Source organism: Acinetobacter schindleri, from assembly GCF_010918895.1.
Lineage (GTDB): Bacteria > Pseudomonadota > Gammaproteobacteria > Pseudomonadales > Moraxellaceae > Acinetobacter > Acinetobacter schindleri.
The window spans coordinates 1,496,682-1,511,613 of record NZ_CP044483.1 but is presented as its reverse complement, the minus strand read 5'-3'; the positions used below and the strand labels follow the sequence as shown (position 1 = coordinate 1,511,613).

General features: G+C 43.1%; 15 protein-coding genes. 8 read left to right on the top strand and 7 right to left on the bottom strand.

Going from position 1 to position 14,932, the window contains the following annotated elements; all coding sequences use genetic code 11:
- Positions 1–128 precede the first annotated feature (128 nt).
- A complete protein-coding gene (locus FSC11_RS07345) occupies positions 129–707 on the top strand; it encodes an ANTAR domain-containing response regulator (protein WP_163166016.1) in 579 nt (192 codons plus the stop codon).
- 10 nt (positions 708–717) lie between these two features.
- Complete coding sequence (locus FSC11_RS07340) at positions 718–1,722, top strand: ABC transporter substrate-binding protein (RefSeq protein WP_163166014.1); 1,005 nt, start codon at positions 718–720, stop codon at positions 1,720–1,722.
- Between the two features lie 65 nt (positions 1,723–1,787).
- On the opposite strand, the gene mtlD is transcribed toward FSC11_RS07340, so the two are convergent.
- Positions 1,788–3,914, bottom strand: coding sequence for a bifunctional mannitol-1-phosphate dehydrogenase/phosphatase (gene mtlD / locus FSC11_RS07335; protein WP_163166012.1), 2,127 nt, complete (start codon positions 3,912–3,914; stop codon positions 1,788–1,790).
- 310 nt (positions 3,915–4,224) lie between these two features.
- Between mtlD and FSC11_RS07330 the strand changes: the two genes are divergently transcribed.
- From FSC11_RS07330 to FSC11_RS07305, 6 genes are all read left to right on the top strand, one after another.
- Positions 4,225–5,169, top strand: a complete 945-nt coding sequence (locus FSC11_RS07330) for an ABC transporter permease (RefSeq protein WP_163166010.1) — start codon at positions 4,225–4,227, stop codon at positions 5,167–5,169.
- Positions 5,169–6,062 carry an ABC transporter ATP-binding protein gene (locus tag FSC11_RS07325; protein WP_005222134.1) on the top strand — a complete coding sequence of 298 codons (894 nt, stop codon included), beginning with the start codon at positions 5,169–5,171 and terminating at the stop codon, positions 6,060–6,062. Before FSC11_RS07330 ends, FSC11_RS07325 begins: the two co-directional genes overlap by 1 nt.
- 11 nt (positions 6,063–6,073) lie before the next feature.
- Positions 6,074–6,403, top strand: coding sequence for a DMT family transporter (locus FSC11_RS07320; protein ID WP_004894887.1), 330 nt, complete (start codon positions 6,074–6,076; stop codon positions 6,401–6,403).
- A gap of 68 nt (positions 6,404–6,471) precedes the next feature.
- Complete coding sequence (locus FSC11_RS07315) at positions 6,472–7,548, top strand: isopenicillin N synthase family dioxygenase (protein ID WP_004894890.1); 1,077 nt, start codon at positions 6,472–6,474, stop codon at positions 7,546–7,548.
- 3 nt (positions 7,549–7,551) lie between these two features.
- Positions 7,552–8,565 carry an NADPH-dependent aldehyde reductase Ahr gene (gene ahr / locus FSC11_RS07310; protein WP_005222137.1) on the top strand — a complete coding sequence of 338 codons (1,014 nt, stop codon included), beginning with the start codon at positions 7,552–7,554 and terminating at the stop codon, positions 8,563–8,565.
- The gene (locus tag FSC11_RS07305; protein ID WP_163166008.1) at positions 8,562–9,461 is read left to right on the top strand and encodes a YncE family protein; all 900 of its coding nucleotides are present in this window, start codon (positions 8,562–8,564) and stop codon (positions 9,459–9,461) included. Before ahr ends, FSC11_RS07305 begins: the two co-directional genes overlap by 4 nt.
- A 65-nt stretch (positions 9,462–9,526) precedes the next feature.
- Here the strand turns inward: FSC11_RS07305 and FSC11_RS07300 are convergent, their stop codons facing one another.
- From FSC11_RS07300 to FSC11_RS07280, 6 genes are all read right to left on the bottom strand, one after another.
- Complete coding sequence (locus FSC11_RS07300; protein ID WP_005222139.1) at positions 9,527–10,552, bottom strand: ABC transporter substrate-binding protein; 1,026 nt, start codon at positions 10,550–10,552, stop codon at positions 9,527–9,529.
- Between the two features lie 55 nt (positions 10,553–10,607).
- The gene (locus FSC11_RS07295; RefSeq protein ID WP_005222141.1) at positions 10,608–11,630 is read right to left on the bottom strand and encodes an ABC transporter substrate-binding protein; all 1,023 of its coding nucleotides are present in this window, start codon (positions 11,628–11,630) and stop codon (positions 10,608–10,610) included.
- On the bottom strand, positions 11,627–13,435 hold the full coding sequence (gene atzF, locus FSC11_RS07290; protein ID WP_163166006.1) for an allophanate hydrolase: 1,809 nt from the start codon (positions 13,433–13,435) through the stop codon (positions 11,627–11,629). Before atzF ends, FSC11_RS07295 begins: the two co-directional genes overlap by 4 nt.
- Positions 13,436–13,446: 11 nt before the next feature.
- Positions 13,447–13,890 carry a CopG family ribbon-helix-helix protein gene (locus FSC11_RS07285; protein ID WP_163166005.1) on the bottom strand — a complete coding sequence of 148 codons (444 nt, stop codon included), beginning with the start codon at positions 13,888–13,890 and terminating at the stop codon, positions 13,447–13,449.
- Positions 13,883–14,017, bottom strand: coding sequence for a hypothetical protein (locus FSC11_RS16410; protein WP_263600635.1), 135 nt, complete (start codon positions 14,015–14,017; stop codon positions 13,883–13,885). Before FSC11_RS16410 ends, FSC11_RS07285 begins: the two co-directional genes overlap by 8 nt.
- A 490-nt stretch (positions 14,018–14,507) precedes the next feature.
- Positions 14,508–14,711 carry a hypothetical protein gene (locus tag FSC11_RS07280; RefSeq protein ID WP_005251881.1) on the bottom strand — a complete coding sequence of 68 codons (204 nt, stop codon included), beginning with the start codon at positions 14,709–14,711 and terminating at the stop codon, positions 14,508–14,510.
- Positions 14,712–14,932 lie beyond the last annotated feature (221 nt).

Here is a 14,932-nt window from a genome sequence, read left to right as displayed (position 1 = left end):
AGCTTTTGCACAAAAAGGAATCATAAAAATACAGAAAACCCTGCTTAACGTTGCATAAAAATGGCGCAAAAATTGCATATAAATGTGTTCAAGATGTACCGATCATTGGATCAAAATAAAGCTGTAATATGCCAAAACTTAAAATTGCACTCATTGATGACAATGCCGAGCGTGCTGAATTTATTCAGGATTCATTGACTGCGCATGATTTTATCGTCGTTGCCTGCCTGATCGTCCACGATCTGAGTATGGCGCATGTCAAGAATCTGCAGGCAGATGTCATTCTATTGAATATGGATCACCCGCATCGAGACATTATCGAAAGCTGCGTCAGCCAGTATGAATTACCTACGGTTCTTTTTACCCAGAACTCCAACAAAGACACTATCAAAAGCGCGATTGATGCGGGTGTGACGGCGTATATTGTTGATGGTATCGATCCGAGCAAGCTGAATAGCATCATGGAAATTTCCATTGAGCAATTCCATAAGCATAAAAAACTGCTGAATGATCTCAAGGAAACCCAAGATAAGCTGGCAGACCGCCGTGACATCGACAAAGCTAAATCCTTGCTGATTCAACTGCATTCCCTGAGCGAAGGACAGGCTTTTGCCCTGCTGCGCAAAAATGCCATGAGTCACCGCATAACTTTGGGCGAAATGGCAAGACGTCTGCTGGATGCACAAAAACTGTTATCGGGCGAATAAGGAGAAGAAAATGTCTGAACTGGAACAGCATGAAATTAATATCGGCTTTATTCCTTTGCTCGATTGTGTCGCGATCTTATGGGCGGAAAAACAGGGTTATTTTCAGGAACAAGGTTTAAAGGTGAACTTGATCCGGGAAGCTTCATGGGCCAGTCTGCGTGACCGTCTGGCTTATGGCTTCCTTGATGTCGCGCACTGCCTGTCTGCAATGTTGCCAGCTGCAGCACTTGGTCAGGATCAACTGAAAGCCAATCTGCAAACGCCTTTGGTACTCAGCATTAATCAGGCCTTTATCAGTCTGCGCCAGGATATTTGCTATGCGCTGGATTTACATCCGGATTTCGATGAAAAAACCAGTTCGCAAAAAGTCGTGCAAGCACTGAAAGAAAATAAACGCGTGAATCTGGCGCATGTATATAAATATTCAATCCATCATTTCTGTTTACGTGAATGGCTGGCACTGACCGATCCAGATTTGGCTAAAAACTTTCATATGCTAACCTCGCCACCGCCCTCGATGGTGAAAGGTATTGCCCAACATGTCTTTGATGGCTTTTGTGTAGGCGAGCCGTGGAATATTCAGGCACAGATTGAAGGTCATAGTTTTATTGTGGCTTCCAGCCCAAATATTATTCCTGCAGTGGCAGACAAAGTATTAGCAGTCTGTCAGGAGTGGGCAGAACAACATCCACTGACCTTAAAAGCTTTAGTGACTGCGATTCAGAAAGCCCAGGCCGATTTGCAACAGAGAACTGACCTGTCTGAAGTCTGGGAGATGCTGGTCGATTATAAGATTATCCAGTTTGAATGTTCTGATCATCAGCATGTTTATGACTTCCATAAGATTCAGACAATTATCCGTAATATGCATGGTGAAAGTGCCCAACCCAAATTGGAAGATTTTAGCTGGCTCTTGCAGCAAATGGAAAAATGGGAAAATATTGAAATGACCGCAGCCGAGAAAAAACAGATTGCGCAATCCTGTATTTATCAGCAAGAAGCGACCGCTGTTTAAAACATTATCTATTCTCATAAAAAAGACCCAGAAAAATTTTGGGTCTTTTTAATTTAATACTTTATTTAGCTGAATGCCTGTTGTAAATTCAGTTGCATGAATTTCTGCAAGGACAGTTTTCCAGCAATGATCTGATTGATGAATTGTGACATTTCGTCATACAACATCTCATAGAGCTGCGGTTCTAATGCCATATGTCTTAACTGGATCTGCAAATGCATCAACAGTTCCTGCTGTTCGCATACGCCCTGCTCCAGAGCATAGACATAACCAAGTACTGCTCCTTTTAAAACCACATCAAAAGGCAAGCTATATTTGAGCAAGGTGGCCAATGAGCCCATCACCCGCTCACTATGCTCAAGTTTTCTTAAAGGCTCACGACCTACACGTGCGCATGGATCCTGATAAGCATGGGCACAGGATTCACTAAAGCTTTGAGCCAGACGTTCCAGATCTGAGGCATGTTTTGGAATCTGGTAACATAGACTATGCTTCACCTGAGCTAAAGACTGGTGCATAAATTTTCTGACTGCATGATCTGACATGGCAATACCAATGGTCGGATGTCCACGCAGACTGGCATACCAGGCCATCATTGCATGCACGCCATTCCATAAGCGGTTTTTAATCAGCTGGATATTAGCAATATCATCCACCAGAATCATCTGCCGCATTTTGGCCAGTAAGGGACTGTTATTTTCCACATAAATCGGCATATCCGTTTCAGCATTAAACAGAATCAGATCCATCGACTGCAGGATATGACTCGGCTGGAAATTACGGCGCAGGTCTTCAATATATAGCCCAGCCTGATGTTCCTGTTCTGCATTCAGTGCCGTAGCATCATCCAGATCAACTACCGACAGATCCTCATCCAGCTGATACTGCTTAAACATGTTGTATTTGATACGCAGTTGACGATACAGTTTCTGGTCTGACAGCTTGGACACCATACGGTTGACCACGGTGTCACAGAAATAATGCTGATCTATAATTTTCTGGGCGGTCTGTTCATCGGTAATCCGTCGCAGACGATTCAGAATCTGCTGCATCACCTGTTGTTTAGCACCGATTTTATTCAGGATAATTAAAACTGTCAGTGGCTGATCCTGCTGCTCATAAGCCAGATAGCGTGCATATAAGCCCTGTGCAATGACCTCCGCTTCAGAAACCAGTGCTTCCTCAGGTACGCAGACGGCTACAAGACTGGATTCAATATACATGTTCTGCATTTGTTCCAGATCATGCGCATCAATCACGCTCATATTTTCAATACGCTGGTCAAACGAATTCTGACCATAGCGAATACAGTAAGTGCCAAAAGCATTAACGCTAGATTGATAAAGCGGATTACGTGTCGAAGCAATAATTTTGCGCGGACGTGTGTACCCATCCCAGTGCGATAACACCTGAGCCAGATAACCGCCCCCAATTGCACCAAAACCGTGAATCCCGACAGTCAACTGATTCAGTGTTTGCGGAAAAGCAGTCTGTAGTTCTGGCATGTCCAGAACAGGCACAAACTGGTTCAGTTCCGTCAAGAAATCTTCGACTGTTTCATAATAATACTGGGCTTGTGCCAGCATCGACTCGTTCGGTGTTTTGATGTCTTTGAAAAGCACCGTCATCCCGCCTGCATCATAGGCAGAGCGCAGACCATTTTCAGAATCTTCAAACATCAGGCACTGGGCCGGACTTAAATTGATTTTTTCGGCTGCACTGATAAAAATTTCCGGATGAGGTTTCCCCTGTTTAATCTCATCGCCACAGACCAGTACATCAAAAAACTTATAGACATTGGCATTGATCAGATATTCTTCTGCGATCGCACGTCGGCTTGAGGTGGCTACCGCCATTTTCAGGCCAGCTTTGCGCAGGCGTTCCAGCACTTGTAATAGCCCTTTTTTAATCGGAACGCCGTACTGACGCACGTGCTCCAGTTCCAGCACATCGGCACGTTGACGAATCTCGGCATAAGGTACATCTTCTCCATAACGCTCTTTAGCCAATTGCTCTGCACTACGAGCACTAAGGCCCAAACACTGCATTAAATAACTTTCAGAAAATTCAATGCCAATCAGCTCACGTGAAGCTTGTTGCAAGGTTTGAAAGCGCAAGCGTTCGGTATCAAACATGGTTCCATCCATATCGAAAATTGCGCCGTGTATGATTTGATTTTTAAATTCTAGCATTGCTCCCCTTTTATAATTCAATGAGTTAAGAAGTGGACAATACCTTAAGGAAAAACAAAGCCGAATTAAACTGATGTAAAAATATGAAATAGTTTGGGTTAAAAAATAATCAATAAAGGCTAAAATGCTAGGTTTTATGTTTTTATACGTAATCAGAATGTTAAGTTAGGTAAGTAGCCTATTCCATCTTTTCAATTCTTCTTTGTAAATCAGATTCTTTCATCATCCTGATGATTTCAGCCCATCATGGCATCCATTTTGCTTAGTCAGTATTACATTTTATAAAAAACGTAATATTGGGGGCAACACTATGAGTTACGTTGCACGTGAACTCAGTCAAAGGAACAAACTGTTGTTTGGCTTGGGGTCATTTTTAATACCAATTCTCATTTGGTGTGCGGTAAGTTACTTACCATTTATATGGCATCCGCAAGTACAGATTACCCAATCGGGTAGTGTCAGCTTTTTACAAGTCGATAGTCGTGTGCACAAAGATGTGTTTTATGCAGAGGCACAGAATGCAGTGGATCAAGGCCTAACACCACCGCAAGGGATTTTAGTTAATCCTATATACCTACCTGCACCGCATGAGGTTGCTAAAGCCTTGGTAACAGCGTTTACCACCCCGCCTGCCCAAGCCAATGCGCCATGGTTTCACGAAAGCCTTTGGCACAGTATTAAATTGGTATTTACTGCATTCTTTATTTCTTCCTTAGTCGGTGTCCCACTCGGAATTTTATGCGGTTTTTCAAACAAGCTATCCCAACTGACCGAGCCTTTTGTTGAATTTTTCCGTTATTTGCCTGCACCTGCATTTGGTGCCCTAGCCGTTGCAATTTTAGGGATCAACGATGCACCAAAAATTGCCATTATTGTGATTGGCACTTTGTTCCAACAAATTCTGATTATTGCCAATACCACACGCTTGGTTGACCGTAGCTTGATTGAAGCCGGTTTTACTCTGGGCACAAATAAACTCAAAAGTCTGTTACATGTGGTGATCCCTGCAGCATTACCTGAAATTTACCGTAATTTGCGTGTACTGCTCGGTTGGGCATGGACTTACTTAATTGTGGCTGAACTGATTGGCAGCACCTCTGGCATTACTTGGTTTATCACCCAGCAAGCACGCTACCAACATTTCGACAATGTCTTCGCTGCAATTTTAATTATTGGGATGATCGGTCTGATCTGCGATGTCGTCCTGATGAAAATCGGTCAACGTTTATTTAAATGGAAAGCGGGAGCACACTAATGACACAGCTTGAACATACTGATGCATTTGATTCACGTCACTATTTTGACAAGATTTACCAACGTCCCGTGATCTTAGAAGCAAAACAACTCACACAAAAGTTTAAACATGGCAAAACAGAACGCACGGTCTTAAATGCATTAGATCTCAAAATCCATAAACGTGAATTTATTTGTGTGATTGGACCCTCTGGGTGTGGTAAATCGACCTTTAGCCGTGTGGTTGCAGGTTTAGACCCATATAGTAGTGGTGAGATTTTAGTGGATGGTACACCGATTACAGGCCCAAGTCCTGAGCGTGGCATGGTGTTCCAAGGCTATACCCTCTTTCCGTGGAAAACCGTCAAAGAAAATGTAATGTTTGGTCCAAAAATGAAGGGCCAAAGTCATTCAGCAGCCGAAGCCCAAGCACGCGAGTGGATTAACATCATTGGCTTAGAAAAATACGAAAATCAATATCCACACCAACTGTCAGGTGGGATGAAACAGCGTGTCGCCATTGCCCGCGCCTTAGTCAATGAACCGAAAATTCTGCTCATGGATGAACCTTTTGGTGCACTTGACCCACATACGCGCCAAAAAATGCAACGTCACTTAATGGATCTTTGGAAAAACATCGACATTACCATCATTTTTGTTACCCATGATATGGACGAAGCCATTCTACTTGCCGACCGTATCGTGGCACTGAAAGCCAACCCAGGTGAGATTAAAGAAATTATTGAAGTCGACTTGCCACGCCCACGTCATCCTGACCTCATGCTGACACCTGAGTTTAAAAGCTTACGTCAACGTGTCGATCAATTGGTGCATGCCGAAGAAGATGAACTTGATCCTGCTTTGGCAGATTTACCGGTGATTCCTCGTATGACCAAAGTCAGTACTAGCAAGTAAGTGAGATCAATATGGCTTACCTCTATTTAATGATTGCAATTGTGGCAGAAGTGATTGCGACCTCTGCTTTAAAAGCATCGAATGGTTTTAGCCAATGGATTCCATCCACGATCACTGTCATTGGCTATCTGATCGCAATTTACTTTCTAGCGCTCACCATGAAAACCATCCCCGTGGGTATTACATATGCCCTGTGGTCGGGTGCAGGCATTATTTTGATTTCATGCATTGGTTGGATTTTCTATAAACAGCATTTGGACACGGCAGCGCTGATTGGGCTGTCCTTTATGGTGCTTGGCATCGTCATTATTAACGTCTTTTCAAACAGTACTGAAATTTAAGCAGACATTAGTAAATTCACAAGGCACGCATTGTTCCACACCATACGTGCCTCATTTTAGGGGGTAACATGAGCATTCAAACGATTGAAAAAGATTTCAGTGAAATTCCTGTCATTGATATTTCAGGGTTGTACAGTGCAGATCCTGCAGATCAACAACAGGTTGCGATAGAACTCGGCAAAGCGGCTGAGCATGTCGGTTTTTTATATATTAAGGGTCATCGCATTCCGAGAGCACATATAGAAGCATTACAAGCCCAAGCTAAAGCATTTTTCGCCTTACCCTTTGAAGAAAAAATGCAGTATTACGCCGGCAAATTTGGCATTAAGCATCGTGGATATGTGCCACCGGGTGAAGAACGTGTTGAAGCGATTGATCGTCCTGATTTGGCAGAATTACCCAACAAAACAGACAATAAAGAAGCTTTCGATTTGAGTTGGGATTTACCTGATGATGATCCTGACGTGATTGCTCAAAAACCGATGCATGGCTCGAATGTATGGGCCGATCTCCCGAATTTTAAGCAAGATGTTAGCGCTTATTATGAAGATGTGATTGCCTTAGGACGTGTGCTGCTGCGCGGTTTTGAATTGGCCCTTCAACTTGAACCCGATGCGCTTAACCGTTTAGTCACACGACCCACCTCTCAACTACGTTTAATGCACTATCCACATGATCTAGAAGCAGAAGATATCTTTGGTTTTGGTGCACATACCGATATGGAGCTGTTCACCATCTTGTTACCTACTGCAGCAGGACTCGAAGTGGTGAACTCTAAAGGTGAATGGATTGATGCACCTCCCATTGAAGATGCATTTGTGGTCAATATTGGCGACATGATTGAAGCCTTAAGTGGCGGTCGCTTTACTGCAACCTCTCATCGTGTTCGTAAAGTCCGTGATGAACGTTATTCATTCCCGCTATTCTTTGCTTGTGACTATGATGTCGAGATTAAACCGTTGCCTCAATTTGCAACGCCAGAAGCTTTAGAGAAATATCCGCCTGTGATTGCAGGTCAACATCTATTTGAAGTCAGTGCGCAAGGCTTTCGTTATATGCGTGAGATGGTCAAACGTGGCGAAATTCAACTGACTGGTCCAAATGTCCATTTTGGTAAACACAATTATGATGACTTAGGAGCATAAGTGATGCCTGTATTTGCTTATGCCGCACATGCGCCTAAGCAAGCACTTCAACCTTATCAGTTTGAGTTTAACGACTTAAACCCCGATGAGGTTGAAATTGAGGTCATGTACTGTGGCTTATGCCACTCTGACCTCTCTATGCTTGATAATGATTGGCAACAAACACAATATCCTTTCGTTCCGGGTCATGAAGTCATTGGACGTATTTCAAAGCTTGGTAGCACGGTAAAACATCTAGTCCCCAATCAAGTGGTCGGTTTAGGTTGGCAATCGGGTCATTGTCAAACGTGTCATCCTTGTTTGTCGGCCAAACCTAATCTGTGCAAACAATCTGAATCCACGATTGTAGGACGTCATGGTGGCTTTGCGAGTCATGTCCGTGCGCAAGCCTCTTGGGTGATTCCTATTCCTGAAAATATGGATCTCCAAAGTGTTGGACCATTACTCTGTGGTGGTTTAACGGTATTTACCCCTTTACTGCAACATGGTATTCAAGCGATTCATCATGTGGGCGTGATTGGTATTGGTGGCTTAGGACATATTGCAGTGCAACTTTACAAAGCTTGGGGCTGCAAAGTCACTGCGTTTAGTTCAAACCCTGCAAAATATGATGAACTAAAACAATTAGGTGCAGACCAAGTCCTTTCCTCGACTCAGCTTGATGATATTCCCCCACAAAATTTTGATCTGATTGTGGATACGGTCAATCAAGCACTCGATTGGGATGCATACATTCGCTTATTGGCTCCTGAAGGAAAGTTTCATGTGGTCGGTTTGGTCGAAGCTCCTCTTAAAATCTCAAGCTTTCAGCTAATTGATCAACAAATTAGTCTAACAGGTTCACCCACAGGTACACCGATTGCCATGCATCAGCTCCTCGATTTCTGCTCACGTCACCATATACAGCCCTGGGTGGAGGAATTTCCCATCTCGAAAGTCAATGATGCGATTGAGAAGTTACGTCAGGGGAAACTGCGCTACCGTGCTGTCATCAATATGCAGGAGTTACATAGATGAATCATGCTGTTTTGCTTGAATCAAATGAAGTACCCATTGAACATCTTACGCTACAAACTCGGCATGTTTCCGGTTTTGTCGACTTTATGGCGAGTAATGGCCGCTATATTTGGGCCACCAATCAGGATGTCTTACAAAAGTTTTCGGCTCAAGACAATCAGGTGGTGGCTGAAATTCAAGTGCCTAAGGCTGCAGGAATTCCGGTGTGTGCATTTTCAGCAGTATGGGTGGCGAGTCTAGAAAATCAATCCATTTATAAAATAGATCAGATTAGTAATGAAGTTTTAGCCATCATTCCGACGGGTCTTGCGGATTTAACGGGTGAATTTAGTTTGGCGGCATCCGATGATGCCATTTGGGTGGTCTCCGCAGAAGGATTACTCACCAAAATTGCACCGTGTCGCGGTCAAATTGAACAACATATTGAAGTCTTACCGAGCTCTTATAATGTTTGCTATGGTGCAGGTGCAATTTGGCTCACCAACACTCAACACGCCTCCGTACAACGGATTGATCCTTTCTTAAACCGTGTAACACATGTGATTGATGTTGATGAAACCCCTTGGTTTATCTCGGCCAATGATCAATATGTGTTTAGCCTTAATCAAAAGCATGGCACGGTTTCAAAAATTGATGCTCTCTCCTGTGAGTGTGTTCAAACCATTCAACTCCCTGAACATGCACATGGCGATGGTGGGGATATTTTTGCATCTAAAAACAGACTTTGGGTCAGAACGACAAATCTATTGTTAATCGAAATTGATTTGATTTCTGGCAAGATTTTAAGGCAGATCACTGCACAAGAGAATGCTGGAAGTGGTGCGGTAATGCAGTGTGGTGATGTGTTATGGGTCACTGCACATGATATTGAGAAAGTTTGGCTGATTGAAGCATGAACTTCGCTTAAATCGTGAGTCATAAAAAAGGGCTAAAAAGCCCTTTTTTATCAAGCTTAGATGGATTATTCAGCTTGTGCAGCATTGACCAAATGTGGATAGATGGTATTTTCGACAACAGGGCTTTCTGAATAAATTCCGACACGCATATTGAACTTGTTGACGTTATAAGAAGAACCATACAGTGAGTCCAAGCCATCACCTTTAACAAAGACTTTTTTATTATCTTCTAAATCGAGCAAGGTCGTACCCGCCATCAGGTTTTCAAGCTGTTCAGGTTTAATCTCGGCACGATCTGCCATGATTTTAATACCATCTGCACGTGTCGCAGGGTCTTCAAGATATTTCACAATCTTGTCCCACACCACGATCAATTTGGTCCACTCATCTTTACGTTTTTCAATGTTTGGCAAGTTCACCGAAAGAACATCGTAAATTAATCCCGGTGTTTTGCTTGAATCATAAATGACTTTAGAACCCGGTACAGCTTTAAGGGCCTGTAAACCAAATGGATGCCAAAGCGTGATCGCATCAATCCCTGGTGTATTAAAGACTTGTGATAGTTCTTGGGTCACCGCATTAACGACTTTGACTTTGCTCGGATCTTGACCTTCATTCTCCATCGCGGTGGTAAAGAACAATTCACTGACCAAGCCTTTCTCGAATGCAACGGTTTTCCCTGCAAGCTCTTTAACAGACTCAATGCCCGGTTTCGCAATAATGATATCATTTCCGGTCGACATACTATTGACCAAAATAATGCTCCCGTTCACACCTTGTGAAGACAGCATAAAGTTATCGCCATTGGCGACACTCGCCCCATCAATTTTGCCTGCCAAAAAGGCTTGAATTGATGCGTTATAGTCGGAGAACCATTCAAGTTGTACATTTAAGCCTGCCTCCTCAAACCATCCTTTTGCCTTTGCCACTTCCCAAGCGAGTGAACCCGGCCATTCACTATAGGCGATACGGATCGGAGCAGTACTTGAATTGACTGCTTTTGCTTCAGTTGTGGTATCTGATGATTTGCTACAGCCTACGAGAATTAAGCTTGAAGCAACCAACACAGAAAGAGATAATTTTTTTAACATACAGCCCCCTTAACGAAAAAAGGCCTTTCGATACGAAAAGCCTGTATAAAAAAGATTATGGTAAAGATTGTACAAGTTCGGGATAAATGACCCCATCTACATCGACTTTTTGGGTATATACACCATTTTTAAAGTTAAATTCATTGACGTGATAGCTTGAACCATAGAGTGAATCAAAGTTGTTCGATTTTTCAAATACCTTTTTATTGGCTGCCAAATCCAATAAATGCGTCCCTTCAATAAACTGTGCATACTGATCGGCTTCAAGACCAACGCGTTTTGCCATAATGGCTAAGGCATCAGGACGTGTGGCTGGATCATTAATATATTTCACCGTTTTATCCCACACTTGAATGATTTTTTTCCATTCTTCTTTGTGTGCAGACAAATGCGTCATATTGACCGTTAAAGTGTCATAAATCAGACCAGGTTTATCTTGAGAGGAATAAATAATCTTGGAACCTGCAACGGCTTTCAAGGCTTGATTGGCCACCGGCTGCCATACCGCAATCGCAGCCACATCAGGACTTGAAAAGACTTGTGGTAGTTCATTGGTGACCGCGTTGACCAAGTTCACATCAGTATGTGCAATACCCGCATCGCTTAAAGCCGTATTTAACAAGTGATGATCAACTAAGCCTTTTTCGACCGCAATTTGCTTGCCCTTTAGTTCTTGAATCGAATTTATGCCATTTTTAGCAATAATGACGTCATTCCCAGCTGAATAATCGGTCGCCATGATCATGATGCCCTTGGTACCACCGGATGCAATCACCAAGTTATCGCCATTGGATACCGAAACGGCATCAAGTTGATTGGCCGAAAAAGCACTCATCGATGCTGAATAATCGAACCACTTAAACTCAACATTGACCCCTGCCTCTTGAAAGAAGCCTTTTTCAATCGCGACTTGCCATGCCACCCACCCCGGCCAATCACTGTAACCGATCGTAATGGGCTTGGTATTCACGCTGCCTTCAGCTTTGGCTTTTGGTTCCGGTACTTTGGCTGTATTGTCACAGCCTGCTAATAAAATCGTGGTCAGTACAGATGCTGACAACAAGGCTTTTTTAATCATCGTGCGATTTCCCCTATGCATGCGCATTTAAACTTGGTATTGCTGACTTTTTTAGATTCGATATAGGCGCGCCAACCACCGAAATGACTGATATCTGTTGCATCCTCAAGTGCATAACCTTCACAGATAAAGCCTTTGACCCAAGTACCATCGATCAGCTGAACATTACCTATCCCCAAAGGTGCCGGAACTTCTGCAACACTGTCCCCGAACAGTGCACGCGGAATGTCCCAGACTTCGACTTCAATTGAACAACCTTTCGCATTGTATTGCAGACCAGGTTTTGGCGGTGTGGTATTTTTTAAAGCATACAGTTTGTAATGCGAAGCAGTCCGGGTCTGCTTGATCAGGGTGCCACCACGTGTGGTCAGCTGAAAGTTCAGCGGCATTCCACTTAGATGTGCACCGACGACAGCCAGTTTGACGCTATGACTTGATGAAATTTCCGTGGTTTTTTCATAGGTGCGTGCAGAGGTTCCGAGTGTTAACTGACTCACCTGCTGCCATTTTTGCCCAAACTTGGCCAGTGCTTCATCCATCCAGGCCGGCGCAATAAAGGTCACACCGGTTGGCAAACCATCGGCACGAATGCTATTGGGTAATGCCAAAGCCGACAGATCAGCAAAATTGACAAAATTGGTATAAGCGCCCATGTGGATGTTTTTAACCAGTGGATCCGCTTCTACCTCTGCAATTCGATAAATGGTAGGCGCTGTAGGTACCATCAAGGCATCATAATCCGCCAAGGTATTTTGAATAATACGGCTGAGTCGAGCACGTTCATATTCATCTTGCATGGCATCTACAGCACTAAACTGATCTGCCTGTGCAATGATTTGACCAATCACGGCATGGGTCTGCTCACGTTTCACCATTTTTTCAACGGCACTGGTCCGTTCAGCAACCCAAGAGCGGTTATACAGGGCTGATGCCAGTTGCTGAAATGGCACAAAATCAATCGGCTCTACCGTATAGCCCAAGCTTTGTATGCGCTCGATTGCCAGTTGAAATGCTTTTTCGGTTTCGGCATCACCATAAAATTCCAGCGTATCTGGAATGGCAATTTTCCCTTTTGAAAATTGACTAGGGACATTCTGAGGATGCATTCTGGAATACTCATCGCTGGCATCATAGCCCTGCATGACTTGCGCCACCTGCCAGGCATCATCCACCGTTAAGGCAAAAATCGAAATCACATCGATGGTGCGGCAAGCCGGAATCAGGCCTGTGGTCGAGAACCAGCCTTTGGTCGGTTTGAGTCCAACAATATTGTTATGTCCTGCCGGAACACGACCCGAACCAGCTGTATCTGTACCCAGTGAAAATGGTACCAATCCATTGGCCACCACCACGCTGGAACCGGAACTCGAACCACCACTGATATATTCAGGATTAAAGCTATTTTTTACCGCGCCATACGGAGAGCGAACACCGACCAGCCCTGTTGCAAACTGATCCAAATTAGTTTTACCGACAACAATCGCACCGGCATCTTTGAGTTTGGCGACTACTGTCGCATCAGAAGTTGCCAGATAAGCCGCTTCTTTACATGCCGCAGTGGTATAGAATCCTGCAACATCAATATTGTCCTTGACTGCAAATGGCACCCCATAAAGTGGCAAACTTGCAATATCTGCGCCAGTCAATGCATCAATTTGTGCCTGTAATTGTTCTGCAGTCGCAATTGAAATCCAGGCATGATCATCATTGTTAAAATCGGCAACATACTGAATCAGGTCATTGAGCTGGATATTGTTATTCTGGTAAGCGTGTTGCCAGTCCTGTACTGTCCATAAGTTGTGCACAGCTGTTCTCCTTAAGTGTGTTCGGTATTTTGTGGAATAGGCGGCATGACGGCATCCATCAGTTCGAGATGCCCTTTAATCACGCCCTTCAATGCAATAAATTGTTCACTAATTTCTTTCAGGTCACTGCTCGCACCCTGCATCAGCATGACTTGCAGGATTTTTTCATCATCAAGCTGGATATGAAGTGAATTGATCACTTGTGCCAGATACTGCTGTTGCAGATCGACCAGTTGGTTGCGCAGCGGTTTCAGACTGACGTCATAGAGCAAGGTGAGTGTGCCAACCATGACTTCATCGCGAATCACCAGATCATCAATCAGGTGGCGGTTAATCATGTCGACAATGGCCTGCGAGCGGCTTTCATAGTGCTGCTCGACAATTTTTTGATCCATTGCCTGTAATGTGGTTTCTGGCACGGTGATACTGATCCGTGCCAATTTTTGTTTAGGCACGATGTTGATCCTTGGATTGTTGGTATTGTGGAGACTGTTTAATGTGAAAGCCTGCGCGTACGCTGAGCAGCTCAACCAGAAAGTGAAGCCATGGATGCATTTTTTTATTTGATGTCGGATTGTTCATGTGCATCTCCTGTGGATATTACAAAACCAAAATTTCGTATTACTTAGGAAAATGCAGAAAGCGTGCCAGTTTGTGCTTATTGGGACGTGATAAATAAAATTGGGTAAAAAGGCGAAAAAAAGCCCCATAACAGTGAGATGGGGCTTGTTCTAAAGCAAAAGTAAGTTTTGTATTTCACCAGTTTATTCCATTTTGATGATCATGTCCTTGCTATTCTTTTTATACATGAATGGTTAACCGATGTTTGTAATTGAGTGATCAAGTGTATTGTTCTCCTCTATTTAGGTTGTATATAAATAAAAGCATTAAGCGTGCCACAATATAAAAATAGAATAGATTTAAGCAGAATGCTTTTAAAATCGATCACATACATATATAAGCCAGAATAAGGATGATTTAATTTTATTAAGTTCGGCTAAAAAATAGCCCATTTTGCACCATTGGGGTTCGAGTGTGCATCAAAGTGTGGCTGAACATCTCAAAAACCTTATTAAGCGCGGTTTTTGTGAACTCGAGCTCGTAGCTCATTAATACTTATCTTTATAGTTTTTTCAGTTTCAACTTCTTCTGCAATTTTTAATAATTGACGATCTTCTTGAACAAGATTATTTAAAATTTCATTTGCCTTTTCTAAAATTCGTTTTTGACTTTCAAGGCTACGCTTTCCTAAAAGTTCTTGTAGATTCTTTGCCATATTCCAGTCATCCCTGAAAATTCCTGTTTTGATTTTAACAAGAAAATTATTCACCTAATGTAATTTTAAGAATGATATTGTTTCGATAAAACCATTAGTGACCACTTCCATTGGGTTTTTTTTAAGGTCTGAAAAGCTTGCGACAAAGCGTGAGTGGATAATATTGTTCATCTTGGCGACGTCTTAGATATACAAGTAATCGTCAAATAATTACCATTTTA

Coding starts and splice junctions, on each gene's coding strand:
- FSC11_RS07345 (WP_163166016.1), top strand. CDS start 129: ATGCCAAAACTTAAAATTGCACTCATTGATGACAATGCCGAGCGTGCT.
- FSC11_RS07340 (WP_163166014.1), top strand. CDS start 718: ATGTCTGAACTGGAACAGCATGAAATTAATATCGGCTTTATTCCTTTG.
- mtlD (WP_163166012.1), bottom strand. CDS start 3,914: ATGCTAGAATTTAAAAATCAAATCATACACGGCGCAATTTTCGATATG.
- FSC11_RS07330 (WP_163166010.1), top strand. CDS start 4,225: ATGAGTTACGTTGCACGTGAACTCAGTCAAAGGAACAAACTGTTGTTT.
- FSC11_RS07325 (WP_005222134.1), top strand. CDS start 5,169: ATGACACAGCTTGAACATACTGATGCATTTGATTCACGTCACTATTTT.
- FSC11_RS07320 (WP_004894887.1), top strand. CDS start 6,074: ATGGCTTACCTCTATTTAATGATTGCAATTGTGGCAGAAGTGATTGCG.
- FSC11_RS07315 (WP_004894890.1), top strand. CDS start 6,472: ATGAGCATTCAAACGATTGAAAAAGATTTCAGTGAAATTCCTGTCATT.
- ahr (WP_005222137.1), top strand. CDS start 7,552: ATGCCTGTATTTGCTTATGCCGCACATGCGCCTAAGCAAGCACTTCAA.
- FSC11_RS07305 (WP_163166008.1), top strand. CDS start 8,562: ATGAATCATGCTGTTTTGCTTGAATCAAATGAAGTACCCATTGAACAT.
- FSC11_RS07300 (WP_005222139.1), bottom strand. CDS start 10,552: ATGTTAAAAAAATTATCTCTTTCTGTGTTGGTTGCTTCAAGCTTAATT.
- FSC11_RS07295 (WP_005222141.1), bottom strand. CDS start 11,630: ATGATTAAAAAAGCCTTGTTGTCAGCATCTGTACTGACCACGATTTTA.
- FSC11_RS16410 (WP_263600635.1), bottom strand. CDS start 14,017: ATGAACAATCCGACATCAAATAAAAAAATGCATCCATGGCTTCACTTT.
- FSC11_RS07280 (WP_005251881.1), bottom strand. CDS start 14,711: ATGGCAAAGAATCTACAAGAACTTTTAGGAAAGCGTAGCCTTGAAAGT.